The organism is Mycobacterium sp., assembly GCF_036273375.1.
Taxonomy (GTDB): domain Bacteria; phylum Actinomycetota; class Actinomycetes; order Mycobacteriales; family Mycobacteriaceae; genus Mycobacterium.
Window position 1 is genome coordinate 16,619 of record NZ_DASUHS010000273.1, and the last position, 23,879, is coordinate 40,497.

Annotated in this window: 24 protein-coding genes; 17 read left to right on the forward strand and 7 right to left on the reverse strand. The window is 67.9% G+C overall.

Annotated elements, in window-relative coordinates:
* Nucleotides 1-33: 33 nt before the first annotated feature.
* Both VFW69_RS23815 and VFW69_RS23820 read right to left on the reverse strand, forming a co-directional pair.
* Nucleotides 34-615: a hypothetical protein gene (locus VFW69_RS23815; RefSeq protein WP_526505271.1), complete on the reverse strand. Its 582-nt coding sequence runs from the start codon at nt 613-615 to the stop codon at nt 34-36.
* 58 nt (nt 616-673) lie between these two features.
* A complete protein-coding gene (locus VFW69_RS23820; protein ID WP_526505273.1) occupies nt 674-1,423 on the reverse strand; it encodes an enoyl-CoA hydratase in 750 nt (249 codons plus the stop codon).
* A gap of 102 nt (nt 1,424-1,525) precedes the next feature.
* Between VFW69_RS23820 and VFW69_RS23825 the strand changes: the two genes are divergently transcribed.
* Together VFW69_RS23825 and VFW69_RS23830 are read left to right on the forward strand one after the other, a co-directional pair.
* Entirely contained in the window at nt 1,526-1,795 is a 270-nt protein-coding gene (locus VFW69_RS23825; RefSeq protein ID WP_526505275.1) for a DUF2277 domain-containing protein, read from the forward strand.
* On the forward strand, nt 1,792-2,364 hold the full coding sequence (locus tag VFW69_RS23830) for a DUF1802 family protein (RefSeq protein ID WP_526505277.1): 573 nt from the start codon (nt 1,792-1,794) through the stop codon (nt 2,362-2,364). Before VFW69_RS23825 ends, VFW69_RS23830 begins: the two co-directional genes overlap by 4 nt.
* 71 nt (nt 2,365-2,435) lie before the next feature.
* Here VFW69_RS23830 and VFW69_RS23835 read toward each other — a convergent pair whose 3' ends face one another.
* Complete coding sequence (locus tag VFW69_RS23835; RefSeq protein WP_526505371.1) at nt 2,436-3,023, reverse strand: DUF3558 domain-containing protein; 588 nt, start codon at nt 3,021-3,023, stop codon at nt 2,436-2,438.
* A gap of 158 nt (nt 3,024-3,181) precedes the next feature.
* Between VFW69_RS23835 and pptH the strand changes: the two genes are divergently transcribed.
* The 5 genes from pptH to VFW69_RS23860 all read left to right on the forward strand — a co-directional run bounded on the left by pptH (nt 3,182) and on the right by VFW69_RS23860 (nt 8,281).
* Nucleotides 3,182-4,159 carry an ACP phosphodiesterase PptH gene (gene pptH, locus VFW69_RS23840; RefSeq protein ID WP_526505279.1) on the forward strand — a complete coding sequence of 326 codons (978 nt, stop codon included), beginning with the start codon at nt 3,182-3,184 and terminating at the stop codon, nt 4,157-4,159.
* A complete protein-coding gene (gene pptT, locus VFW69_RS23845) occupies nt 4,156-4,836 on the forward strand; it encodes a 4'-phosphopantetheinyl transferase PptT (protein WP_526505281.1) in 681 nt (226 codons plus the stop codon). Before pptH ends, pptT begins: the two co-directional genes overlap by 4 nt.
* Nucleotides 4,833-5,735, forward strand: a complete 903-nt coding sequence (truB, locus tag VFW69_RS23850; RefSeq protein WP_526505283.1) for a tRNA pseudouridine(55) synthase TruB — start codon at nt 4,833-4,835, stop codon at nt 5,733-5,735. Before pptT ends, truB begins: the two co-directional genes overlap by 4 nt.
* Before the next feature lie 73 nt (nt 5,736-5,808).
* Nucleotides 5,809-7,011 (forward strand): thiolase family protein, encoded by a 1,203-nt coding sequence (locus VFW69_RS23855; RefSeq protein WP_526505285.1) that lies wholly within the window; start codon nt 5,809-5,811, stop codon nt 7,009-7,011.
* Nucleotides 7,012-7,018: 7 nt separating this feature from the next.
* On the forward strand, nt 7,019-8,281 hold the full coding sequence (locus tag VFW69_RS23860; protein ID WP_526505287.1) for an acyl-CoA dehydrogenase family protein: 1,263 nt from the start codon (nt 7,019-7,021) through the stop codon (nt 8,279-8,281).
* Nucleotides 8,282-8,439: 158 nt separating this feature from the next.
* On the opposite strand, the gene mntR is transcribed toward VFW69_RS23860, so the two are convergent.
* Nucleotides 8,440-9,132, reverse strand: coding sequence for a manganese-binding transcriptional regulator MntR (mntR, locus tag VFW69_RS23865; RefSeq protein WP_526505289.1), 693 nt, complete (start codon nt 9,130-9,132; stop codon nt 8,440-8,442).
* Nucleotides 9,133-9,246: 114 nt separating this feature from the next.
* Between mntR and VFW69_RS23870 the strand changes: the two genes are divergently transcribed.
* The 5 genes from VFW69_RS23870 (at nt 9,247) to VFW69_RS23890 (ending at nt 15,800) form a co-directional block, all read left to right on the forward strand.
* Complete coding sequence (locus VFW69_RS23870; RefSeq protein WP_526505291.1) at nt 9,247-10,215, forward strand: bifunctional riboflavin kinase/FAD synthetase; 969 nt, start codon at nt 9,247-9,249, stop codon at nt 10,213-10,215.
* A gap of 246 nt (nt 10,216-10,461) precedes the next feature.
* Nucleotides 10,462-10,731, forward strand: a complete 270-nt coding sequence (rpsO, locus tag VFW69_RS23875; protein ID WP_064879510.1) for a 30S ribosomal protein S15 — start codon at nt 10,462-10,464, stop codon at nt 10,729-10,731.
* Nucleotides 10,732-11,127: 396 nt separating this feature from the next.
* Entirely contained in the window at nt 11,128-13,395 is a 2,268-nt protein-coding gene (locus VFW69_RS23880; RefSeq protein ID WP_526505294.1) for a polyribonucleotide nucleotidyltransferase, read from the forward strand.
* A 97-nt stretch (nt 13,396-13,492) separates the two neighbouring features.
* On the forward strand, nt 13,493-14,755 hold the full coding sequence (locus VFW69_RS23885) for a M16 family metallopeptidase (protein WP_526505373.1): 1,263 nt from the start codon (nt 13,493-13,495) through the stop codon (nt 14,753-14,755).
* A 19-nt stretch (nt 14,756-14,774) separates the two neighbouring features.
* On the forward strand, nt 14,775-15,800 hold the full coding sequence (locus tag VFW69_RS23890; protein WP_526505375.1) for a nitronate monooxygenase: 1,026 nt from the start codon (nt 14,775-14,777) through the stop codon (nt 15,798-15,800).
* Between the two features lie 14 nt (nt 15,801-15,814).
* On the opposite strand, the gene ald is transcribed toward VFW69_RS23890, so the two are convergent.
* Nucleotides 15,815-16,930 carry an alanine dehydrogenase gene (gene ald, locus VFW69_RS23895; protein ID WP_526505296.1) on the reverse strand — a complete coding sequence of 372 codons (1,116 nt, stop codon included), beginning with the start codon at nt 16,928-16,930 and terminating at the stop codon, nt 15,815-15,817.
* Between the two features lie 90 nt (nt 16,931-17,020).
* Here ald and VFW69_RS23900 point away from each other — a divergent pair, with 90 nt between their 5' ends.
* The 5 genes from VFW69_RS23900 to VFW69_RS23920 all read left to right on the forward strand — a co-directional run bounded on the left by VFW69_RS23900 (nt 17,021) and on the right by VFW69_RS23920 (nt 22,853).
* Nucleotides 17,021-17,482 (forward strand): SRPBCC family protein, encoded by a 462-nt coding sequence (locus tag VFW69_RS23900; protein ID WP_526505298.1) that lies wholly within the window; start codon nt 17,021-17,023, stop codon nt 17,480-17,482.
* A gap of 23 nt (nt 17,483-17,505) precedes the next feature.
* On the forward strand, nt 17,506-18,969 hold the full coding sequence (locus VFW69_RS23905; RefSeq protein WP_526505301.1) for a flavin-containing monooxygenase: 1,464 nt from the start codon (nt 17,506-17,508) through the stop codon (nt 18,967-18,969).
* Between the two features lie 124 nt (nt 18,970-19,093).
* Nucleotides 19,094-20,002, forward strand: a complete 909-nt coding sequence (locus VFW69_RS23910) for a metal-dependent hydrolase (RefSeq protein WP_526505303.1) — start codon at nt 19,094-19,096, stop codon at nt 20,000-20,002.
* Between the two features lie 4 nt (nt 20,003-20,006).
* The gene (locus VFW69_RS23915; RefSeq protein ID WP_526505305.1) at nt 20,007-21,764 is read left to right on the forward strand and encodes an SDR family oxidoreductase; all 1,758 of its coding nucleotides are present in this window, start codon (nt 20,007-20,009) and stop codon (nt 21,762-21,764) included.
* A 12-nt stretch (nt 21,765-21,776) separates the two neighbouring features.
* Nucleotides 21,777-22,853, forward strand: a complete 1,077-nt coding sequence (locus VFW69_RS23920; RefSeq protein WP_526505307.1) for a PDR/VanB family oxidoreductase — start codon at nt 21,777-21,779, stop codon at nt 22,851-22,853.
* Here VFW69_RS23920 and VFW69_RS23925 read toward each other — a convergent pair.
* Both VFW69_RS23925 and VFW69_RS23930 read right to left on the reverse strand, forming a co-directional pair.
* Nucleotides 22,766-23,110, reverse strand: a complete 345-nt coding sequence (locus VFW69_RS23925) for a hypothetical protein (protein WP_526505309.1) — start codon at nt 23,108-23,110, stop codon at nt 22,766-22,768. The two genes, VFW69_RS23920 and VFW69_RS23925, sit on opposite strands and share 88 nt — an antisense overlap.
* Nucleotides 23,110-23,760, reverse strand: a complete 651-nt coding sequence (locus tag VFW69_RS23930; protein ID WP_526505311.1) for a TetR/AcrR family transcriptional regulator — start codon at nt 23,758-23,760, stop codon at nt 23,110-23,112. Before VFW69_RS23930 ends, VFW69_RS23925 begins: the two co-directional genes overlap by 1 nt.
* Nucleotides 23,761-23,879 lie beyond the last annotated feature (119 nt).

Sequence of the window (23,879 nt, forward strand, 5' to 3'; positions counted from 1 at the left end):
GGAGCGGGGCGCAGCGGGTCGCCACCATCCGATTTAGAACGCCCAGCTTCCCGAGCGCTGCACGACGAATCCGTGGTCGCCGCTGGTGGTGTCCAGGCAGGCGAGGAGGTCGTCGGCTCCAACCGCGCACGTGACGTTGAGGTAGGTCAACTTCTGGCCCGACCCCAGCGCCTTGGCGCCAGCAGGCAGCGGGGGTGGGTTGCCGTCGCATCCGCCGTAGGACATGCGGCTCAACTGGTAGCCGGGTCCCTTGAAGTCCACCGAACCCACGAGGCAGTCGCCGGGTCGCGGACGGCCGCCGGGCACGGGGACATCGTCCATCCCCAGCATGTCGCCCTTGCACTTGATGTCCTGTGACGGTTGCGGCACGGGCGGCGGCCCGCCGTAGAAGTCACAGACCAAGGCGGAGCCGGCGGAGAAACTGACCCGCGGCGAGGTTCCCGGCGCGCCTGTGCCGAGATAGCCGTCGGCCGGCACGGCGGTGAACGTGTCGAGGTTGGGAAATCCCGGCGGCGGCAGCGCGCCCGCCTCCGGCGCGGACACCGCGATCGCCGACGCGGCCGCCAGGGCCAGGCCGCCGAGCGTCCTCACGGTGACACCGACGACCGCATGCATCCGCTGATCGTATTGCGTGCGCCGGAGCGGCGGGGGCGGACCGGCACAAATCGTGAAGTCAGCGCACCTGCGAGCGCCCGCGTTGCAGCACGGCCTCGCGGTTGGCTGCGATGTCGTCGCCGCTGGTCCGGAACTGCCGGGCCGCCGTCGCCTCCTGCCACAGCCCGGCGCTGGTCTGCGCGTCGTCGATGCGATGGTAGGACGCCAGCAGCGCCCGCACCGCGTCCTGATTGTTTCCGACGATCGACGCCGCCACCGCCCGGGCGGCGCGAAGCAGCTGGGCGTGCGGCACCACCTCGGTCACCAGGCCGGCCCGCAGCGCATCGCCGGCGGACAGGTAGTCCCCGGTCATGCTCATCCGCCGGGCCAGCCCGACTCCCACCTTCTGCGGCAACCGCACGCTCAGGCCCCAGGTGGGCAGCAGGCCCACCCGTGCGTGCGTGTCGGCGAACCGCGCGTTTTCCGAGGCGATCAGGATGTCGCAGTACAACGCCAACTCCAGCCCGCCGGTCACCGCGGCGCCGTTGATCGCGCCGATCACCGGCTTGGTCAGCGCCGGCCACCGCGGCGAGATGTCCGGAAGCGCCGACGAGCCACCCAGTTCCTTGAGATCCAGTCCCGCGCAGAACACCGGGTCGGCGCCGGTGACGATGATGACGTCGACGTCGTCGTCGGTTTCGGCGTCGGCCAATGCGCCGAAGAAGCGGTCCCGCAATGCCGAAGACAGCGCGTTGCGCGACTGGGGCCGGTTGAGGGTCAGGGTGCGCACTCGTTCGTCGGTGTCGATCAGCAGGATCTCGTCGGTCATCACATCACCGTAGCCATTCGCCCTGCACGGCCGGGCGGCCGCCTCGCCGCCGGCGGAGCCGCCGGGAAGCGGCGGCGCCGAGCAGCGCTTATCGTGGAAAAGATGTGCCGAAATATCACCGAATTGCGCGGTCTGCAGCCTGCGGCCACCCCCGAGGAAATCGCGGCGGCGGCCCGGCAATATGTGCGCAAGGTCAGCGGCATCACCCACCCCTCGGCCGCTAATATCGATGCGTTCGAGGCGGCGGTTGCCGAGGTCACCGAGACGACGACGCGGTTGCTGGGGCAGCTGCCGCCGCGGCGCCAGCCGCCCAAGACGGTTCCGCCGTTGCGTCGGCCCGAGGTGGTGGCGCGGATGGCGGGTGCGAAATGACGATCGCTACGACAATTCCCGCGCTTAAGGAGTGGAGCGCCGCGGTGCATGCGCTGCTGGACGGCCGCCAGCGGGTGTTGCTGCGCAAGGGCGGCATCGGGGAGAAGCGATTCGAACTGGCCGCCCGCGAATTTCTTCTTTTCCCGACGGTCGCGCACAGCCACGCCGAGCGCGTGCGCGCCGAGCATCAAGACTTGCTGGCACCCGCGGCCGCCGACAGCACCGACGAACAGCTGGTGATCCGGGCCTCCGCGAAAGTTGTTGCGGCGGTGCCGGTTGAGCGCCCGGACGGCCTTTCGGTCATCGAGGACCTGCACATCTGGACCGCCGACTCGGTGCGCGCCGACCGGCTCGACTTTCGTCCCAAGCACAAATTGGCCGTGCTGGTGGTGTCGGTGATCCCGCTCGCCGAGCCGGTGCGCATGATCCGGACTGCGGAATATGGCGGCTGCAAGAGCTGGGTTGAGCTGCCGGTGCAGGCGCCGTTGGCGGCGCCGGTGCACGACCCCGTTCATGGCCAAGCGGCGCTAGCCGCGGTCGCCGACCGGGTCCGCGCCGCCGTCGGCTGACAGCTCCGCCGAGCCGACCGGCAGCAGGAGCTGGGAGAGCCCGGCGTGGGTGACCGGCTGCGGGTGTGAAATCAGAACTTGTAATACGGCGCGAGGTCGTTGGCGCGCTGCAGATTGGTTTGCATGCAATCAACCTCGGGATTGGAGTAGACGGTCGAGTAGTACAGCGCCTGCTGCAGCACCCCGTAGCTGGTCTTGAACACGACCATGCAGGAGTAGAACCAATAGCTGTTGTGGTAGGTCGGCTTGAGCACCCAGTACTGCGCGGCGCGGTGGCCCGCGATCGTCGTCTCGACGGCGTCGGCGGGCAGCGACTGCTCGTAGGTGCGCCAGATGATCGGCTCGACGGCCACCTGATAGTTCCCGGCGTCGAAATGGCAGCGCAGCCCGTCTTCGTGTTCGGGCGGCGTGAAGCCCAGCCCGAGCCGCTGGATGACATCGAACGGAATGTCCTCGCACGCGTCGAACGGACGCGGATCGGTGGTCGCCACGATCGGGCTCTTCATGGTGGTTTCCAGCGGCTGGGCGGTCGACCTCAGCTCGACGGATCGGTCGCCGACGCCCGACCCGGCCGGGGCGGTCAACAAACCCACCGTGCCCCCGATGGCCGCTGTGAGCAGCGCACCCAGCGCCCCCATCAGACGAACATTGGCGAACACCACACCCCCTGAGGCCTCGGCGGTCCTTTGGGGGAGTGTACAAGTCCCGCGCGCGACGTCACAGGCAAACCTGAACTTGTTCTAGCTCGCCCACTCGCCAGCCGAAATGACGCCCGCGACACGGGCTTGCCCCGTTCGGGTCGTTAGGGTGGTTAATCGTGGCTGGGCATACATCAGGGCGGGAATCGACCAACGGTGGGCAACCGACACTGTGGGCGGTGTCCGACCTGCACACCGGTCACCTCGGCAACAAGCCGGTCACCGAATCGCTGCATCCGTCCCATCCGGACGACTGGCTGATCGTCGCCGGCGATGTCGCCGAACGCACCGACGAGATTCGTTGGGCGCTTGACCTGCTGCGACGGCGCTTCGCCAAGGTGATCTGGGTGCCGGGCAACCACGAGCTGTGGACCACCACCCGCGACCCCGTGCAGATCTTCGGCAAGGCGCGCTACGAGTACCTGGTCAACATGTGCGACGAGATGGGTGTGGTCACGCCCGAGCACCCGTTCCCGGTCTGGACCGAGCGCGGTGGCCCGGCCACGATCGTGCCGATGTTCCTGCTCTACGACTACAGCTTCTTGCCCGAAGGGGCGACGAGCAAAGCCGAAGGCCTGACCATCGCGCGCGAGCGGAACGTGGTGGCCACCGACGAGTTCCTGCTCTCCCCGGAGCCGTACGCCACCCGCGAGGCGTGGTGCCGCGAGCGTCTCGAGATCACCCGTGCCCGCCTCGAAGAGCTGGACTGGATGACACCGACCGTCCTGGTGAATCACTTCCCGCTGGTCCGCGACCCCTGCGACGCGCTGTTCTACCCGGAGTTCTCGCTGTGGTGCGGAACCACCAAGACCGCCGACTGGCACACCCGCTACAACGCCGTCTGTTCGGTCTACGGCCACCTGCACATCCCGCGGACCACCTGGTATGACGACGTGCGCTTCGAGGAGGTGTCGGTGGGCTATCCGCGGGAGTGGCGGCGCCGCAAGCCACCCAGCTGGCTGCGTCAGGTACTGCCGGATCCGCAATACGCCCCGGGCGACCTCAACGACTTCGGTGGCCACTTCGAGATCACTCCCGAGATGCGGCAACAGGCCGCGAAGTTCCGGGAACGGTTGCAGCAGCGGCAATCACGATGACGGGAGACATGCTCCTTTCCGCGGTGCTGTCGGTGGCCAACGGCCTGGCCTACTCGGAGGCGTATTCCGACCCGCCCGATCTCGCGCCGCTGCCCGAAGAGGAGCCGCTGATCGCCAGGTCGGTGGCCAAGCGACGCAACGAGTTCGTCACCGTCCGGCACTGCGCCCGGATCGCGCTGGGCGAGCTCGGCCTGCCGCCGGTGCCGATCCTCAAGGGCGAGAAGGGAGAACCCCGCTGGCCCGACGGCGTGGTGGGCAGCCTCACCCACTGCGCGGGCTATCGGGGTGCGGTGGTGGGCCGCACCGAGGCGGTGCGCTCGGTGGGCATCGACGCCGAACCGCACGACGTGCTGCCCGACGGCGTGCTGAACGCGGTCAGCCTGCCGGAGGAGCGACACGAGATGGCGTCGCTACCCGAGGGCCTGCATTGGGATCGAATCCTGTTCTGCGCCAAAGAGGCAACGTACAAGGCCTGGTTCCCGATGACCAAGCGATGGCTGGGTTTCGACGATGCGCATGTCGTGTTCGACCTCGACCCGCCCGACGCGGGAACCACCGGGGTGTTCGTCTCCAAGATCCTGATCGACGGGCAGGCCCTCGACGGGCCGCCGCTGACCGCGCTGCGGGGCCGGTGGTCGGTCGAGCGCGGACTGGTGCTCACCGCCATCGTGCTATGAGCGAAAACCCCAGCGGGCCTGGAATAGTCGTCGTCGATAAGCCGCCCGGGATGACCAGTCATGACGTGGTCGGCCGCTGCCGCTGGATCTTTTCCACCCGCAGGGTGGGGCACGCGGGGACGTTGGACCCCATGGCCACCGGCGTGCTGGTGATCGGCGTCGCGCGCGCCACCAAGATCCTCGGTCTGTTGACCGCGACCGCCAAGGCGTACACCGCCACCATCCGGCTGGGCCAGAGCACATCCACCGACGATGCCGAGGGCGAACTGGTGCACAGCGTCTCGGCGCGGCACCTGACGAGCGAGGCGATCGAATCCGCCGTGGGCGGCCTGCGTGGCGACATCGAACAGGTGCCGTCGACGGTCAGCGCTATCAAGATCGACGGCAAGCGCGCCTACCGGCTGGCCCGCGAGGGTCAGACCGTCGAGCTCAAGGCCCGGCCGGTGCGCATCGACCGGTTCGAGGTGTGCGACATCCGGCCCGGGCCCGAAGGCCGCGACGTCGTCGACTTGGATGTCGAGGTCGACTGCTCGTCGGGAACCTACATCCGTGCCCTGGCCCGCGATGTCGGCGCCGTCCTGGGGGTGGGCGGGCACCTGACGGCGTTGCGGCGCACCCGCGTCGGGCGCTTCGGGCTCGATCAGGCGTACCCACTCGACGACCTGGCGGAGCGCCCGCGGCTCAGCTACAGCCTGGACGAGGCCTGCCTGTTGACCTTCCCGCGCCGCGACCTGTCCCCCGAGGAAGCCGAGGCGACCGGCAACGGCCGGCCCCTGGAGCCGGCCGGGATCGACGGCGTCTACGCGGCCTGCGGCCCCGACGGCCGGGTGATGGCGCTGCTGCGCGACGAGGGCGCGCGCACCAAGTCGGTGGTGGTCATCCGCCCGGCGACGCTCTAACGGCCCCGGCCGAACGGTTGGTTGGGCTACGTTGCACACTGAGGTATCTAGGCGGCCTACGGAAGGGGCTGAAATGTCCACCAAAACGTCCAACAAGGTCTACGTCGTCGGCGTCGGCATGACGAGGTTCGAGAAGCCGGGCCGCCGTGAGGGCTGGGATTACCCCGACATGGCCAGGGAATCGGGAACCAATGCCCTGAAGGACGCCGGCATCGACTACCGCGAGGTCCAGCAGGGCTACGTCGGCTACGTCGCCGGTGATTCGACGTCGGGGCAGCGGGCGCTCTACGAGCTGGGCATGACCGGCATCCCGGTCGTCAACGTCAACAACAACTGCTCCACGGGCTCGACGGCGCTGTTCCTGGCGGCGCAGGCCATTCGCGGCGGCATCGTCGACTGCGCGATCGCGCTCGGTTTCGAGAAGATGCAGCCCGGCTCGCTGGGCGGCGGCGCACAGGACCGCGAATCGCCGATGGCCAAGCACGTCAAGGCGATGGCCGACATCGACGAGTTCGCGATGCCCGTCGCCCCGTGGATGTTCGGCGCCGCCGGGCGCGAGCACATGAAGCAATACGGCAGCACCGCAGAACATTTCGCCAAGATCGGTTACAAGAACCACAAGCACTCGGTCAACAACCCCTTCGCCCAGTTCCAGGAGTCCTACACGCTCGACGACATCCTGGCGGCGCGGATGATCTCCGACCCGTTGACCAAGCTGCAGTGCTCGCCGACCTCGGACGGTTCGGGCGCGGCGATCCTGGCCTCGGAAAGCTTCGTCGAAAGCCACGGGCTGGCCGGCCAAGCGGTGGAGATCGTCGGCCAGGCCATGACCACCGACTTCGCGTCGACGTTCGACGGCAGCGCGAAAAACCTCATCGGTTACGACATGAATGTCCAAGCCGCACAACAGGTTTACGACCAGTCCGGGCTCGGGCCGCAGGACTTCCAGGTGATCGAGCTGCACGACTGCTTCTCGGCCAATGAACTGTTGCTCTACGAGGCCCTCGGCCTGTGCGGTCCCGGGGAGGCGCCCAAGCTGATCGACAACAACGACACCACTTACGGTGGTCGTTGGGTGGTCAACCCGTCCGGCGGCCTGATCTCCAAGGGACACCCGCTGGGGGCGACCGGTCTGGCGCAATGCGCGGAGCTGACCTGGCAGCTGCGCGGGACGGCCGACAAGCGTCAGGTCGACAACGTCAGCGCCGCACTGCAACACAACATCGGGCTGGGCGGTGCCGCCGTCGTCACCGCCTACCAGCGCGCAGAGCGTTAAAGCCGCCATGATCGAGTGGTCCGACACCGACCTGATGGTCCAGAACGCCGTTCGGAAGTTCGTCGACAAAGAGATTCGCCCGCATGTGGACGAATTGGAAACCGGCGAAATGTCGCCGTATCCGATCGTGCGCAAGCTGTTCAGCCAGTTCGGCCTCGACGCCATGGCCGCCGAGTCGGTCAAGAAGATGCTGGACCGCGAGCGCGCCAAGTGCAATGGCGAGCAGCTCGACGAAGGACGCGACGAAAAGCCGGATGACTCAGTCGGTTTCGGTGGCGGTGCGCAGGGGTCGATGATCGCGGTGTTGGTGTCCGAAATCGCCCGGGTCAGCATCGGGTTGCTCAGCACCGCGTCGGTGAGCCTCGGCCTGGGCGCGGCGACCATCATGAGCCGCGGGACGCTGGCGCAGAAGGAACGCTGGCTGCCTGAGCTGATGACGCTGGAAAAGATTGCGGCGTGGGCCATCACGGAGCCGGACTCGGGCTCGGACGCGTTCGGCGGCATGAAAACCTACGTCAAGCGCGACGGCGAGGACTATATCCTCAACGGGCAGAAGACCTTCATCACCAACGGACCCTGCGCGGACGTCCTGGTCGTGTACGCCAAACTCGACGAGGGTGACGCCGGAGTCGACAAGCGCAACCGTCCGGTGCTGGTCTTCGTGCTCGACGCCGGCATGCCGGGCCTCACGCAGGGCAAGCCGTTCAAGAAGATGGGCATGATGTCCTCGCCGACCGGCGAGCTGTTCTTCGACAACGTGCGGCTGAGCGCGGACCGGCTGCTCGGCGAGAACGAACAGCACGCCGACGGCGACGGCCGCGACAGCGCCCGCGCCAACTTCGCAGCCGAGCGGATCGGGATCGCGATGATGGCGTTGGGCATCATCGACGAATGCCACCGACTGTGCGTGGATTACGCCAAGAGCCGGACGTTGTGGGGCAAGAACATTGGGCAATTCCAACTGATCCAGCTCAAGCTGGCAAAGATGGAGATCGCCCGAATGAACGTGCAGAACATGGTCTTTCACACCATCGAGCGCCAACAGGCCGGCAAGCCGCTGACACTGGCGGAGGCCTCGGCGATCAAGCTGTACTCGTCGGAGGTGGCCACCGAGGTGGCGATGGAGGCCGTACAGCTGTTCGGCGGTAACGGATACATGGCCGAGTACCGGGTGGAGCAGCTGGCCCGCGACGCCAAGTCGTTGATGATCTACGCGGGCAGCAACGAGGTTCAGGTCACCCACATCGCCAAGGGTCTGTTGTCCAGCTGAGTTCGTTGGGCCAACCGCGGCGTCGAACGTGCACTGAACGCGAAAATTCGGCTGAAATCTCGCAACGAATGCGCGCCCGGCTGCGCCGCGCTTGCGATCGCCGCTAGGCCGATGGCGGCGACCCGCTGCGCCCGGCTGCGCCGCGCTTGCGATCGCCGCTAGGCCGTCACCCAGATGGCACGAGCGGCGGGGCTGCCCAGGTCGACCGTCGTCTCGGCGCCGTCGCCGGAGTCGATGGCGACCGAGATCATGCCGGCGAATTCGCGCCGGGTCAGGACCCGCAGCCGGGAATCGAGGTTGATGCCGACATCGGTGAAGTAGCGCAGCATCTCGGGGTCGGCATCAGAGATGCGCGCCACCGTGCCGGTGTCACCGTCGTCGCACGCCCACAGCTGGCGGGCCGGCGGGGTGGGCACCTGCCCGTCGGACGCCGGGATCGGGTCACCGTGCGGGTCGCGCTGCGGGAACCCCAGCTTCGCGTCGATGCGGGCCACCAGGCGATCGGACACCGCGTGCTCGAGCACCTCGGCTTCGTCGTGCACCTCGTCCCAGGCGTAGCCGAGTTCGTTGACCAGGAAGGTCTCCAACAACCGGTGCCGGCGCACCATCTCCAACGCCGCCCGGCGGCCCGCCTCTGTGAGCGTCACCGCACCATACTTCTCGTGATCCACGAGGCCCTGCTCGGCGAGCTTGCGGATGGACTCCGAGGCCGTGCTGGCCGACACCCCGATCTTCTCGGCCAGCATCTTGGTGCTGACCTTCTCCAGCGACCACTCCTGGGCATTCCAGATGACCTTGAGGTAGTCCTGGCCGACCGCGGTGATACCGCCACGCTCTTCGTCAGCCCTCACAATCAGAAAGTTTAGGCAACCCACGTCTAATCCGGCGTGTTCCCCGCCACCACGGCGGGGCTTAGCCCCCTCTGGATCTCCCGGCGGACCACGGGGCGCCGTAGGCTTGCGGGCGTGCAGCGGTGGCGCGGCCAAGACGAGATACCCACGGACTGGGGCAGGTGTGTGCTCACCATCGGTGTGTTCGATGGCGTGCATCGCGGCCACGCCGAGCTGATCGCGCATGCGGTGAAGGCGGCGAGCGCCCGCAACGTCCCGACCGTGTTGATGACGTTCGACCCGCATCCGATGGAAGTGGTCTACCCCGGTAGCCATCCCGCGCAATTGACGACGCTGACGCGGCGCGCCGAACTGGCCGAAGAGCTGGGCATCGACGTCTTCCTGGTGATGCCGTTCACGACCGATTTCATGAAGCTCACCCCGGAGCGCTACGTGCACGAGCTGCTGGTGGAGAACCTGCACGTCGTCGAGGTCGTGGTGGGGGAGAACTTCACCTTCGGCAAGAAGGCGGCCGGCAACGTCGAGACCCTGCGGCGCGCCGGCGACCGCTTCGGGTTCGCCGTGGAGTCGATGTCGCTGCTGTCCGAGCATCACAGCAACGAGACCGTGACGTTCTCGTCCACCTACATCCGGTCGTGTGTGGACGCCGGCGACGTGGTGGCGGCCACCGAGGCGCTGGGCCGCCCGCACCGCGTCGAAGGTGTCGTGGTCCGCGGCCACGGACGCGGTGTCGAGTTGGGTTACCCGACCGCCAACGTGGCGCCCCCGATGTACTCCGCCATCCCGGCCGACGGCGTGTACGCCGCGTGGTTCACCGTGCTCGGCCACGGACCGGCCACCGGCACCGTCGTCCCCGGTGAGCGCTACCAGGCGGCGGTGTCCGTCGGCACCAATCCGACCTTCTCCGGGCGTACCCGCACTGTCGAGGCGTTCGTCCTGGACACCACCGCCGATCTCTATGGCCAGCATGTCGCCCTGGATTTCGTCGCCCGCATCCGCGGCCAGCACAAGTTCGACTCCGTGAAGGAACTCGTCGTCGCGATGGGCAAGGACACCGAGAAGGCGCGCCAGCTGCTCACCTAGTACTAGTGGCGATCGCAAGCGCGGTGTAGCCGGGCGTAGCGGGTCGCCACCATCACAACTAGTGGCGATCGCAAGCGCGGCTTAGCCGGGCGTAGCGGGTCGCCACCATCGGGCGAGCGCCCCGCGACGATTCGAGCCCGCCGGCTTCTGGCTGCTAAACTGCCGGACGACATCGGCGCGTGCTGCGGTTCGCGGTGGCCGCGCCTGAACATTCACCTTTCGCGAACCGATTGATGGAGATAGTTCGTGGCGCTGACAGCCGAACAGAAAAAAGAAATCTTGGGCAACTACGGCCTGCATGGCACCGACACCGGTTCCCCCGAGGCGCAGGTCGCGCTGCTGACCAAGCGGATCGCCGACCTGACCGAGCACCTGAAGGTGCACAAGCACGACCACCACTCGCGGCGCGGACTGCTGCTGCTGGTCGGACGCCGGCGCCGGCTGCTCAAGTACGTCGCGCAGATCGATGTCGCGCGGTACCGCTCGCTGGTCGAGCGGCTGGGCCTGCGTCGCTGACGTAAGCCCCACCGGGGCGTTGGCGCCCCGCAAATTCCGAGCAATATGGCGGGCAGTGGTAGCCCGTGTAGAGTGAGGACGTTCTGGGCCGGTTCGGCCCGAGCAAACGGTGCGGTCACGCAGATCCGCGTGTGCCGTTCCAGCGTGTCACAACGCACCCCCGAGGGAGCAGCCCAGTCTGCATCGGGCGGTCTTCGGTAGTGGCTGCCGGGCTCTCCGGATCTGGGGCAGGTCGGCCGCTTCGATCGATGGCCGTAGCCGTATTCAGACTGCTCTTCTCCGAAGCTCTCCAGGGTGATCGCAGGCCCAACGGGCCGGTGAGTAACCCTGCGGGGCCTCTCCAGGTTGCGCGTGACGACGCGAAACAGCCGAATGAGAGAGGCCGTACGGACGTCCATGTCTGTCGCTGAAATTGAAGAGGGCGTGTTCGAGGCGACCGCCACCATCGACAACGGGAGCTTCGGCACCCGCACCATCCGTTTCGAGACCGGCCGGTTGGCCCAGCAGGCAGCTGGCGCCGTGGTCGCGTACCTCGATGAAGAGAACATGCTGTTGTCGGCGACCACCGCCAGCAAGAGCCCCAAGGAGCACTTCGACTTCTTCCCGCTGACCGTCGATGTCGAGGAGCGGATGTATGCCGCCGGTCGCATCCCCGGTTCGTTCTTCCGTCGCGAGGGCCGTCCCTCCACCGACGCGATCCTGACCTGCCGGCTCATCGACCGGCCGCTGCGCCCCTCGTTCGTCTCCGGGCTGCGCAACGAAATCCAGGTCGTGGTCACGGTCATGAGTCTGGATCCCAATGACCTGTACGACGTGCTGGCGATCAACGCGGCGTCGGCGTCGACCCAGCTGAGCGGCCTGCCGTTCTCGGGTCCGATCGGGGGCGTGCGGGTCGCGCTGATCGACGGCACCTGGGTCGCGTTCCCGACCGTCGAGCAGCTCGAGGGCGCGGTGTTCGACATGGTGGTGGCCGGCCGCAAGGTCGACGGCTCCGATGGCCCTGACGTCGCGATCATGATGGTCGAGGCCGAGGCCACCGACAAGGTCATCGAACTCGTCGAGGGCGGAGCCCAGGCGCCGACGGAAACCGTTGTGGCCGAGGGTCTGGAGGCCGCCAAGCCGTTCATCGCGGTGCTGTGCACCGCGCAGGAGGAGCTGGCCGGGGCCGCCGCCAAGCCTGTCGGTGAGTACCCGACGTTCCCGGACTACCAGGAAGATGTCTACTACTCGGTCGCGTCGGTGGCCACCGACGAGCTGGCCAAGGCGCTGACCATCGGCGGCAAGGCCGAGCGCGACGCGCGCACCGACGAGCTCAAGGCGGAGGTGCTGGCACGGCTCGCCGACACCTACGAGGGCCGCGAGAAAGAGGTCAGCGCCGCGTACCGGTCACTGACCAAGAAGCTGGTGCGGCAGCGCATCCTCACCGACCACTTCCGCATCGACGGCCGCGGCATCACCGACATCCGCGCGCTCTCGGCCGAGGTCGCCGTGGTGCCGCGGGCGCACGGCAGCGCGCTGTTCCAGCGCGGTGAGACCCAGATCCTGGGTGTGACCACGCTCGACATGGTCAAGATGGCTCAGCAGATCGACTCGCTGGGGCCGGAGACCAGCAAACGGTATATGCACCACTACAACTTCCCCCCGTACTCCACCGGTGAGACCGGCCGCGTGGGCTCGCCCAAGCGGCGCGAGATCGGGCACGGCGCGCTGGCCGAGCGCGCCCTGATTCCGGTGCTGCCCGGCGTCGAGGAGTTCCCGTACGCCATCCGTCAGGTGTCCGAGGCGTTGAGCTCCAACGGCTCCACGTCGATGGGTTCGGTCTGTGCGTCCACTCTCTCGCTACTGAATGCCGGTGTGCCGCTGAAGGCTCCGGTGGCCGGCATCGCGATGGGTCTGGTCTCCGATGACGTCGAGGTCGACGGCAAAACCGAGCGCCGCTTCGTCACCCTGACCGACATCCTGGGCGCCGAGGACGCGTTCGGCGACATGGACTTCAAGTGCGCCGGCACCAAGGACTTCGTCACCGGGCTGCAGCTGGACACCAAGCTCGACGGCATTCCGTCGCAGGTGCTGGCGGGCGCGCTGGGGCAGGCCAAGGATGCGCGGCTGACCATCTTGGAGGTCATGGCCGAGGCGATCGACGCGCCCGACGAGATGAGCCCGTATGCACCGCGGGTCACCACCATCAAGGTTCCGGTGGACAAGATCGGTGAGGTCATCGGGCCCAAGGGCAAGGTGATCAACGGCATCACCGAGGAGACCGGCGCGCAGATCTCCATCGAGGACGACGGCACCGTGTTCGTCGGCGCCACCGACGGGCCCTCGGCGCAGGCCGCGATCGACCGGATCAACGCCATCGCGAACCCGCAGCTGCCGACGGTCGGCGAACGGTTCCTCGGAACCGTGGTCAAGACAACGGATTTCGGTGCCTTCGTGTCGTTGCTGCCCGGGCGTGACGGCCTGGTGCACATCTCCAAGCTCGGAAAGGGCAAGCGGATCGCCAAGGTCGAGGACGTGGTGAACGTCGGCGACAAGCTGCGCGTCGAAATCGCCGACATCGACAAGCGCGGCAAGATCTCGCTGGTGCTGGTGGAGGAAGACAACGCGGCTCCCGCCGATGCTCCGGCGGCCGCCCCTGCCGATGCCGCAACGACGAGCAGCTGACTCGTCGACCGGGACGCGTCCCGGTCGGGCCGGCGCCCTGCGGCGGGGCAAGGGAGCCGAGGTGGAATCGGCACCCCAAGCCGCGCTGCGGCGCACCATGCTGCCGGGTGGCTTGCGGGTGGTCACCGAGTACCTGCCCGCGGTGCGTTCCGCATCGATCGGGGTCTGGGTCGGCGTCGGCTCGCGCGACGAGGGTGCCACCGTGGCCGGGGCCGCGCATTTCCTCGAGCATCTGCTGTTCAAGTCGACTCCCACCCGCACCGCGGTGGACATCGCGCAGGCGATGGACGCCGTCGGGGGAGAGCTGAACGCGTTCACCGCCAAGGAACACACCTGCTACTACGCGCACGTGCTCGACAGCGATCTGGCGCTGGCCGTCGACCTGGTCGCCGACGTGGTGCTCAACGGGTGCTGTGCGGCCAACGATGTCGAGCTGGAACGCGATGTCGTCCTCGAAGAGATCGCGATGCGCGACGACGACCCCGAGGACGCGCTCGGCGACATGTTCCTGAGCGCGCTCTTCGGTGACCATCCGGTGGGCCGACCCGTCATCGGCACCGCGCGGTCGGTGGCGTCGATGACGCGAAACCAGCTGCACTCGTTTCATGTCCGGCGCTACACGCCGGAGCGGATGGTGGTGGCGGTGGCCGGCAACGTCGACCATGACGAGGTGGTCGCGTTGGTACGCCAGCACTTCGGGCCGCATCTGGTCCGCGGCCGCGAGCCCATCGCGCCCCGCAAGGGCGCCGGACGGGTCACCGGCCGCCCGGCTCTGCTGCTGGGCAACCGGGACGCCGAGCAGGCTCACATGTCGTTGGGCGTCCGCACACCCGGGCGTGGCTGGGAGCATCGCTGGGCGCTGTCGGTGCTCAACACCGCCCTGGGCGGCGGCCTGAGCTCTCGGCTGTTCCAGCAGGTTCGGGAGCTGCGCGGGCTGGCCTACTCGGTGTACTCGACGGTCGATGTCTTCGCCGACAGCGGTGCGCTGTCCGTGTACGCCGCCTGCCAACCCGAACGCTTCGCCGAGGTGATGGCGGTGGCCGGCGACGTGCTCGAATCGGTGGCGCGCGACGGCATCACCGAGTCGGAATGCCGCATCGCCAAGGGATCGCTGCGCGGCGGTCTGGTGCTCGGCCTGGAAGATTCCAGCTCGCGGATGAGCCGGCTGGGTCGCAGCGAACTCAACTACGGCAAACACCGCAGCATCGAGCACACCCTGCGGCAGATCGATCAGGTGACCGTCGAGGAGGTCAACGCGGTGGCCCACCGGCTGCTCGGCCAGCGCTACGGCGCCGCCGTTCTGGGCCCCTATGCCACCAAACGGTCACTGCCCCAACAACTTCGGGCGATGGTAAATTAGCCGAATGGTACTGGGCCAGATGGTGCTGGGCTTTTGGGACATCCCCGTGCCCATCGTGGGCGCACCCATGGCCGGCGGACCCGGGACGCCCGCGTTGGCCGCGGCGGTGTCCAACGCGGGCGGGCTCGGTTTCGTCCCCGGCGGACACCGCAGCGCCGAGCAACTCGCCGACGACATCGCCGCGGCGCGCCAGGGCACCACCGGCCCGCTCGGGGTGAATTTGTTTGTGCCCCAACCCAGCGTCGCCGACTGGGTGGCCCTGCACTACTACGCGGCCGAACTCGAAGAAATCGCCGAGCACTACCAAGTGGAGGTCGGTCACCCGCAGCATGGTGACGACGACGAGTGGGAGCAGAAGCTCGAGGTGGTGGCCGACCTTCGGCCCGAGCTGGTGTCCTTCACCTTCGGCGTGCCGCCGCCCGACGTGATCCGACGGCTGGGCGCGCTGGGCCTGCTGGTGATGGTCACCGTGACGTCGGCCTACGAGGCGGGCATCGCCGTAGCGGCCGGCGCGGACAGCCTGGTGGTCCAGGGGCCCGCCGCCGGCGGGCACCGCGGCACCTTCGCACCGGACATGGAACCCGCCAACGAGTCGCTGCATCAGCTCATCGATCGCATCCGCAACGCGCATGACGTCCCGCTCATTGCGGCGGGCGGACTGGGCACCGCGGACGAAGTGGGGGCCGCGCTGCGCAGGGGAGCAGTGGCGGCTCAGGTCGGCACCGCGCTACTGCTCGCCGACGAGGCCGGCACCAATTCCGCACACCGCGTTGCCCTGAAGAACCCGCTGTTCGCCACGACCGTTGTCACGCGGGCGTTCTCGGGCCGCTACGCGCGCGGTCTGGAAAACGACTTCACCCGCATGCTCGATCACGTCGCGCCGCTGGGCTACCCCGAGGTCAACCAGATGACCTCACCGATTCGGGAAGCGGCCGCCGCCATCGAGGATCCCAACGGGATGCCACTGTGGGCCGGGACGTCGTTCAAGAACGCGTGCGCCGGCCCCGCGGCGGACATCATCGCCAGTCTCGCGGCCACCAGTTAGCCCGCGCGCACCGGTCAGCCCAAAACGGCCGCCGGGTCCGTGAACGGCAGGCCAAGGTCGGTGGCCACCTGTTCGGACAGAAGCCCGCCGTCGTGCGTCGAAAGGCCTTTGGCCAGAGCATGATCCGAGCGGCACGCCGCCTGCCAGCCGCGATCTGCGAGCCCGAGCACGTACGGCATGGTCGCGTTGGTCAGCGCCACCGTCGACGTCTTGGGCACCGCGCTGGGCATGTTCGCCACGCAGTAGAACACGGTGTCGTGCACCGCGAAGGTGGGGTCGTCATGCGTGGTGGGCCGGGAGTCCTCGAAGCAACCGCCCTGATCGATCGAGATGTCGACCAACACCGCACCCGATTTCATCTGCGAAACAACGGAATTCGAGATCAGATTGGGCGCCTTCGCGCCGGGCAGCAGCACGGCGCCGATAACCAGGTCGGCGCGCTTGACGGTGCCCTCCAGGTCGTAGGCCGACGAGTAACGGGTGCGGACTTGGCCGCCGAACTCGGCGTCGAGCAGCCGAAGCTTGTTGATGTTGACGTCGAGCACCGTGACCGACGCCCCCATGCCGCCGGCGACCCGGGCCGCGTTATAGCCGGCCGTCCCCGCGCCCACCACCACGACGTCGGCAGGCTTGACACCCGGCACACCGCCCATCAGCACGCCGCGCCCACCGTGGGTGCGCATCAGGTGATAGGCCCCCACCTGAGCGGACAGCCGGCCGGCGACCTCGCTCATCGGGGCCAGCAGCGGCAGTGTGCCGTCGGCGGTCTGGACCGTCTCGTAGGCGATCGACGTCGTTCCGGATGCCAACAGCGCCTCGGTGCACGCCCGCGACGCCGCCAGGTGCAGAAAGGTGAACAGGATCTGGTTGCGCCGCAACAGGTCATACTCGGCCGGGACCGGTTCTTTGACCTTGAGCAGCAGGTCCGCGTCGGCCCAGACCTGATCGGCCGTATCGGTCAGCTGGGCCCCCGCCGCTTTGAATTCCGAATCGGTGATCGCCGACCCTTCTCCGGCGCCGGCCTGCACAAAGACGTCATGGCCGCGGCGGGTCAGCTCGGCGACGCCGGCGGGGGTGATGGCGACCCGAAACTCATTGGTCTTGGTCTCGGTCGGTACGCCGACTCGCATGATCGCCCCTTGGTTGCCGGTTCATGTTCAAGTGTGAAGAAACTTCGCGGGAGCCGCAAAGGCTGGCTGTTTGCTGGCTATGATCGGCGAATGACCGACCCGTGCGTGCAGGCCACCGTGCAGATCGACGCCCGGCCGGATGTGGTGTACCGGCTCATCACCGACCTGCGCACGCTGGCCGAGCTGGCCGAGGAGGCGGTGGCGATGCAGTGGCGCAAAGGCAACGCGGTGAGCCCCGGCGCGGTGTTCACCGGCCACAACAAGAGCGGCAGCCGCCGCTGGAGCACCAAGTGCACCGTCACCGACGCGGACCCGGGCCGCCGCTTCGCGTTCGACGTGAGCCACACGGTCTTTCCGGTCGCCCGCTGGCAATACGACATCGTCGCGGCCGACGGCGGGTGTGAGGTGACCGAAAGCACCTGGGACCGCAGGCCCGGGTGGTTCCGTAAGGTCGCCGGCCGGGCCACCGGCGTCACCGATCGGGTGGCCGCCAACACCGAGCACATCCGGCTCACGTTGCAGCGCCTCAAGCAGCGCGCCGAGACCGAGTAGCCAAAAAACCCCGGGGAGTACCGATGATGCGACGCGATCCCGCCGTAGCCGTCGTCGGAGCCGGCATGTCGGGGCTGTGTGTCGCAATTGCCTTGCTGCGCAGCGGTATTACCGATGTGACCATCTATGAGAAGGCCGACGAGGTGGGCGGCACCTGGCGGGAAAACACCTACCCGGGTCTGGTCTGCGACATTCCCTCGCGCATCTACCAGTACAGCTTTGCCAGGAATCCCGACTGGTCGCACCTGTTCTCACCCGGCGGCGAAATCCAGGCCTATTTCCGGGACGTCGCCGACCGTTACGGGTTGCGGGAACGCATCCGCTTCGGCACCGAGATCGCCCATGCGCGTTTCGACGACGGCCGCTGGGTACTGCGCACCGGCGCCGGCGAAGAAACGGCGGTCGACTTCTTGATCTCGGCCACCGGCGTGCTGCATCACCCGCGACTGCCCTCGATCCCGGGCTTGGATGACTTCGGCGGCAACGTGTTTCACTCGGCGCGCTGGGATCACGGCGTCGATGTGCGGGGGCGCCGCGTCGCGATCGTCGGCAACGGCTCGACGGGCGTGCAGCTGGTGTGCGGTCTGGCCGGGATGGCCGGCCACGTCGCGCTGTTCCAGCGCACCGCGCAATGGGTGCTGCGCCTGGCGAATCCGCGCTACAGCGGCTTCACCGGGATCACCCGGCGCAAGATGCCGTGGCTGGATATGTTGGCGTACCGCATCTACAGCCTCGGGTACGACTACTTCGCGGTCGGACTGACCAAGCCGGGCCTGCGCCGAAAGATCATGGCGGCGCTGTGCCGCGCCAGCCTCTGGGAAATCCGTGATCCCGAGTTGCGGCGGTCGCTGACGCCCGACTACACGCCGGCCTGCAAGCGCCTGGTGATGTCGAACGGTTTCTACCGGGCCATGCAGCGCGACGACGTCGAACTGGTGACGACGAGCATCGACCATGTGGAACGGCGCGGCATCGTCACCGGCGACGGCGTCCTGCACGAGATGGACACCATCGTGCTCGCCACCGGATTCGACACGCACGCGTTTTTCCGGCCGATGGAGTTGATCGGCCGCGACGGCATCTGCGCCAACGACGTCTGGCGCGACGGGCCCCGGGCCTACCAAACCGTTGCGCTGTCCGGCTTTCCCAACTTCTTCATGATGCTGGGGCCGCACAGCCCGGTGGGAAACCTTGCGCTGACCACCGTGGCCGAATCGCAGGCCGACCACATCGTGGGCTGGATCGAGCGCTGGCGCCGCCGCGAATTCGACACGGTCGAGCCGACGGCCGCGGCGACCGAGCGTTTCAACGCGAAGCTGCGCGCCGCGATGCCGGACACCGTGTGGACCACCGGGTGTAACAGCTGGTACCTCAACAAGGACGGCGTGCCCGAGGTGTGGCCCCTCACACCGGCCGAACACCGCCGGATGCTGGCCAACCCCGACCCCGGGCAGTACGAGCTACGCCGGCACGTCGCCGCCGGCTGAGGACGATCGCGGAAGAACCCAGTACCGGCGGTTTCGCATATCTGCGGCGCGTACTTATACTTGGGACGCGCGACGTCCACCGCAAGACCGTGATCGAGGGCTAAACGCCGAGGTAGGGGGCACGATGCTGACCGTCGACAACCAAGCAGCGGGTCCACACGACGCCTCGCTGGACCACGAGCGCTTGGTTCTCGAGGCCCGCGATGTGGACTTCGACTGGGCGCAGCTGCCGTTCCACTACGTGCCCGGTGAGCCGTTTGCCACCCACGTCCTCAACGTCCTGCACCTGCTGCTGCCCGCCGGGGAAGAGTTCTTCGTCGAGGTGTTCAAGCAGACGCTGCCGCTGATCAAGGACGACCAGCTGCGGCTCGACGTGCAGGGCTTCATCGGCCAGGAGGCCGTGCATTCCCAGGCGCACGCGAACGTGCTCGCGCACTTCGCCGCGCGCGACATCGACCTGACCCCCTACACCGGCCAGATCAAGTGGCTGTTCGACAGGCTGCTGGGGCCCCGACCCAACTGGAGCCAGCGTCGCCAGCAGAGCTGGCTGCTCGAGCAGGTTTCGCTCGTCTCCGCCATCGAGCACTACACCGCCATCCTGGGGGAGTGGATTCTCGACTCGCCGGCCCACGACAAGATCGGCACCGATCCGGTGATGCTGGACATGCTGCGCTGGCACGGCGCCGAGGAGGTCGAGCACAAGGCGGTGGCCTTCGACACCATGAAGCATCTGCAGGCCGGTTACTGGCGGCAGGCGCGTGCCCAGCTCGTCGTGACGCCCGCCATGCTGCTGCTGTGGATCCGCGGCGTGCGGTTCATGTACTCGCTGGATCCCCAGCTGCCGCCTCGCACCAAGCCGCGCTGGCGGGACTACTTCTCCGCGGCACGCCGCGGTTTGGTGCCCGGGCCGATGCGCTTCATCCGGGCGGTAGGCAACTACTACCGGCCCGGTTTCCACCCCTCGCAGCTCGGTGGACTGGGGCTGGCCGTCGACTACCTGGCCATCTCACCGGCCGCGCGCGCCTCGCACTGAACCGATGACCATCACATCAACCATCACCGCCAGCGACGGCGTCATGCTGGCCGTGCACCGGTACACCGACATCGACCCGGCGCGCCCAACCATATTGGCGATTCACGGATTTCCGGACAACCACCATGTCTGGGACGGCGTGGCCCAGGAGCTGACCGGCAAGCCCTACAACGTGGTGGCCTACGACGTGCGGGGGGCCGGTGAATCAACCTGTCCCGCAAAGAGATCCGGATACCTCTTCGCGCAACTGGTCTCCGACATCGGTGCGGTGATCGACAGCCTGGGTGTGGATCGGGTGCACCTGCTGGCCCATGACTGGGGGTCGATTCAGGCATGGGCGGCGGTCACCGACGACTCGGTGATGGGCAAAGTCGCTTCCTTCACCTCGATCTCGGGCCCGCACCTGAACTATGCCGGCGCATTCCTGCGGTCGGCACGCACGCCGCGTGCCATGGCCCGGGTGATCAGACAACTGGTCGCGTCGGGCTACATCGGCTTCTTCTTGTGCCCGGGCGTGCCGGAACTGTCGTTTCGCTCGCACGTCGGCGTGAAAGTGATTGAGGCTCTTGAGCGCATCGGCAGGTCGAGCACGCGCAGCCAGCACCACGACACCCTGCGCTCGGTCACCGACTATGTCCACGGGCTCAACCTGTATCGGCAGAACATGCCGGCGCCGATGCTGGCGCCGGGACCCCAGCTTCCCGAGACCAAGGTCGCCGTCCAGACTTTGGTGCCGCGCCGCGACATGTTCGTCACACCCGCGCTGCAACGATTCACCGGCGCAATTCCGGGCGGCGGCAGGGTGATCGAGATCGAGGGTGGTCACTGGGTGCTGACGTCGCGCCCGGACGTCATCGCCGGGTTGACCGCAGAGTGGGTCGACCGCAACCTCGGCGGCGTGCCCGGCGCCGGGGCGACCGAGGTGCGCGGCGAGCGGCGTGCGGTGCGCGGCAAACTCGCCCTGGTCACCGGTGCCGGAGCCGGAATCGGCAGGGCCACGGCGGTGGAGCTGGCCCGGCACGGCGCCCGAAAGATCGTGCTCGTCGATCGTGATCTGGCCGCCGCCACCGAAACCGCCGATGCCGTGCGCGCCGCGTGCGCCGAGGCCGCGGTCTACCGGGTCGACGTCAGCGACGAGGCCGCCATGAACGAGCTTGCGGTACAAGTGCGCAACGAACACGGGGTGGTCGACATCCTGGTGAACAACGCCGGCATCGGGATGGCCGGCCGATTCCTGGAGACGAGCTCGGCGAACTGGGAGAACATCATGGGCGTCAATGTCTACGGCGTCATCTCGGGCAGCAGGGCGTTCGGGGCGCAGATGGTCGAACGTGGCGAGGGCGGCACGATCATCAACGTGGCGTCCGCGGCGGCTTACCTACCGTCGAAGTCCATGGTCGCCTACAGCACGACCAAGGCGGCGGTGCTGGCGCTGAGCGAGTCGATGCGGGCCGACTTCGCCGACGAGGGGATCAGCGTCACGGCGGTGTGCCCGGGATTCGTCAACACCAACATTGCGAAGAACACGATCTACGCGGGGATGAGCGCGGACCAGCAGGAGCGGGCGCGGGGCAAGGCCGACGCCGCCTACCGGCGCCGCAACTTCACCCCAGAAGCGACCGCCAAGGCAATCGTCAAGTCCGTCAAGACCGCTCCGGCCGTGTTGCCGATCGCCGCGGAGTCGCGGATCGGCTACGCGATGCGGCGCATCAGCCCGGGCGCCATTCGGCTGTTCGCGCGCATGGACATTCGGCAGAAGTAGGGGACGGATTCGGTGCCGGGAAGCATTTGGGCCAGCAGACCCGCCGACCTGTACGGACGGCGCGACCACGACCGCTTCGGATCGTTGTTGTGGGGCGTGCGGGCGGTGTTCGAGGGCTTCGCCACGGCGTCACGGTGGTCGCCGTCGCGGGTGAAGCCGGTGCAGCGCAAGCTGATCGCGGTGGTGACCAAGCGCGAGATCGTCGCGCCGGACGTCGTCGCGTTGACCCTGGCCGACCCTGACGGTGGGTTGCTCCCGTCCTGGACGCCGGGCGGCCATATCGACGTCCTGTTGCCCTCGGGCCGGCGCCGGCAGTACTCGCTGTGCGGTGCGCCCGGGCGGCGCACCGACTACCGCATCGCCGTTCGCCGGATCGCCGACGGCGGAGGCGGATCCATCGAAATGCATGAGACTTTCGACGTGGGCGACACGCTGTCGTTCGAAGGTCCGCGCAATGCGTTCTACCTCGGCACCGCCGAGCACGAGGTGTTGTTCGTCATCGGCGGCATCGGGGTGACACCCATTCTGCCGATGCTCCAGGTGGCCGCGCAGCGCGGTATCGATTGGCGCGCAATCTATACCGGTCGCAGCCGCGAGTACATGCCGCTGCTCGACGAGGTCGTGTCGCTGGGGCCGGGCCGGGTGACGGTGTGGGCCGACGACGAGCACGGCCGCTTCGCCACCGTGGCGGAGCTGCTGGACGGAGCAGGACCCGCGACCGCTGTCTACGTCTGCGGGCCGGGCGCCATGCTGGAGGCCGTCCGCATTGCCCGCAACGAGCATGCCGGTGCACCACTGCATTACGAGCGGTTCAGCCCGGCGCCCGTCGTCGATGGGGTGCCGTTCGAGTTGGAGCTCGCGCGATCACGGCAGGTGCTCGCGGTACCGGCTAATCGGACGGCGCTCGAGGTCATGCTCGACAGGGACCCGACCACCCCCTACTCGTGCCGGCAAGGATTCTGCGGGACGTGCAGGGTCAAAGTGCTTGCCGGACAAGTGGATCACCGTGGCCGCGCCGCCCCGGGCGACGACGGCATGCTGGTGTGTGTCTCGCGGGCCGCCGGCGAGCGGGTCGTCATCGACGCCTGAGCCGGTAACCCAAATGGGGCACCTTCCCGCCGGTCGCCGGCTCCCTCCATGGTGCGCCCGTCGAGGTGAAAGTCGTTCTTCTCGCGGGTGAGGTCTCGGGGATGGACCAGCACGGCCCAGGTCTTCGGCGACGTGGGCGCGTCGAGCACCTGGTCCGGCAGCACCCCGGACCAGGACTGCCGCCACACCGGATAGTGCATCGCGGCCACATCGGCGAACTCGATTGACCTGGCTTCGCGAATCGTGATGTCGGCCATTACGGCCGGGACTGCTCGAGGTAGGCGGCCAGAGCGTTGGTCAGACCCCGGCGCGCCAAGTCGAGGTCGGCATAGGAACCCAGCTGACGCTCCGACACCAGGCCGCGCATCGCGCCGGGAATCAGGGCGGCGACCTCGCGGACCCGATCCGGATCGACGGCCAGACCGGCGAAGGCGTGCTGGCAGGTCTCCAGCCAGCTTTTGCCCCAGGAAAACAGCTCGGCGGCGGTGCGCGGGTAGAGCCGCTCGAGCTCGTCGGGATCACGCGGCAACGCGGCCCGCAGGTTTTCGATCGCACGTGAATCCGGGGATGCCAGGCCGCGGTAGAGGGTATCGATGATGGCGCCGACCCGCTCGCGCAGCGGGGCGTCCGGCGAGATGGGCGTCGACAGCGTGGAGAACGTCGCGGCGCGCCGTTCGGCGGTGCGGTGCAGCACGGCGGCCCAGAACCCATCGGTGTCGCCGAACTGGTACTGCACCGCGCCCCAGGTGGCGCCGATGTCCTTGGCAATGCGGTTGGCCGAGACCGAGCCCGGCTCGCCGGAGGCCAGCGATCGCAACGCGGCCTCGAGCATGCTTTCGCGAGTCGCGTGGCCCCGCCGATTAGGGCGCCGGCCCGCGACGCCGGCCGCGCTGCTCTGACGAGTCATTTGCCGATCTTATCCACTGGCACCGGGCCGGATGAAGAGTTTCATAGAGGGTACTTTGATTTATTCTCGACGCGGCCTATCATTCGTACGCGAGGGAGGGCAGCTCACATGGCAGGGCT

Excerpts from the sequence above, each read along its gene's own strand:
- VFW69_RS23885 (WP_526505373.1), top strand. The coding sequence starts at position 13,493 with ATGCTGCCGGGTGGCTTGCGGGTGGTCACCGAGTACCTGCCCGCGGTG.
- VFW69_RS23925 (WP_526505309.1), bottom strand. The coding sequence starts at position 23,110 with ATGGCCGACATCACGATTCGCGAAGCCAGGTCAATCGAGTTCGCCGAT.
- VFW69_RS23910 (WP_526505303.1), top strand. The coding sequence starts at position 19,094 with ATGCTGACCGTCGACAACCAAGCAGCGGGTCCACACGACGCCTCGCTG.
- VFW69_RS23825 (WP_526505275.1), top strand. The coding sequence starts at position 1,526 with ATGTGCCGAAATATCACCGAATTGCGCGGTCTGCAGCCTGCGGCCACC.
- VFW69_RS23860 (WP_526505287.1), top strand. The coding sequence starts at position 7,019 with ATGATCGAGTGGTCCGACACCGACCTGATGGTCCAGAACGCCGTTCGG.
- truB (WP_526505283.1), top strand. The coding sequence starts at position 4,833 with ATGAGCGAAAACCCCAGCGGGCCTGGAATAGTCGTCGTCGATAAGCCG.
- VFW69_RS23915 (WP_526505305.1), top strand. The coding sequence starts at position 20,007 with ATGACCATCACATCAACCATCACCGCCAGCGACGGCGTCATGCTGGCC.
- VFW69_RS23880 (WP_526505294.1), top strand. The coding sequence starts at position 11,128 with ATGTCTGTCGCTGAAATTGAAGAGGGCGTGTTCGAGGCGACCGCCACC.
- VFW69_RS23855 (WP_526505285.1), top strand. The coding sequence starts at position 5,809 with ATGTCCACCAAAACGTCCAACAAGGTCTACGTCGTCGGCGTCGGCATG.
- VFW69_RS23890 (WP_526505375.1), top strand. The coding sequence starts at position 14,775 with ATGGTGCTGGGCTTTTGGGACATCCCCGTGCCCATCGTGGGCGCACCC.
- VFW69_RS23930 (WP_526505311.1), bottom strand. The coding sequence starts at position 23,760 with ATGACTCGTCAGAGCAGCGCGGCCGGCGTCGCGGGCCGGCGCCCTAAT.
- VFW69_RS23820 (WP_526505273.1), bottom strand. The coding sequence starts at position 1,423 with ATGACCGACGAGATCCTGCTGATCGACACCGACGAACGAGTGCGCACC.
- VFW69_RS23905 (WP_526505301.1), top strand. The coding sequence starts at position 17,506 with ATGATGCGACGCGATCCCGCCGTAGCCGTCGTCGGAGCCGGCATGTCG.
- VFW69_RS23900 (WP_526505298.1), top strand. The coding sequence starts at position 17,021 with ATGACCGACCCGTGCGTGCAGGCCACCGTGCAGATCGACGCCCGGCCG.
- pptT (WP_526505281.1), top strand. The coding sequence starts at position 4,156 with ATGACGGGAGACATGCTCCTTTCCGCGGTGCTGTCGGTGGCCAACGGC.
- VFW69_RS23830 (WP_526505277.1), top strand. The coding sequence starts at position 1,792 with ATGACGATCGCTACGACAATTCCCGCGCTTAAGGAGTGGAGCGCCGCG.
- VFW69_RS23815 (WP_526505271.1), bottom strand. The coding sequence starts at position 615 with ATGCATGCGGTCGTCGGTGTCACCGTGAGGACGCTCGGCGGCCTGGCC.
- ald (WP_526505296.1), bottom strand. The coding sequence starts at position 16,930 with ATGCGAGTCGGCGTACCGACCGAGACCAAGACCAATGAGTTTCGGGTC.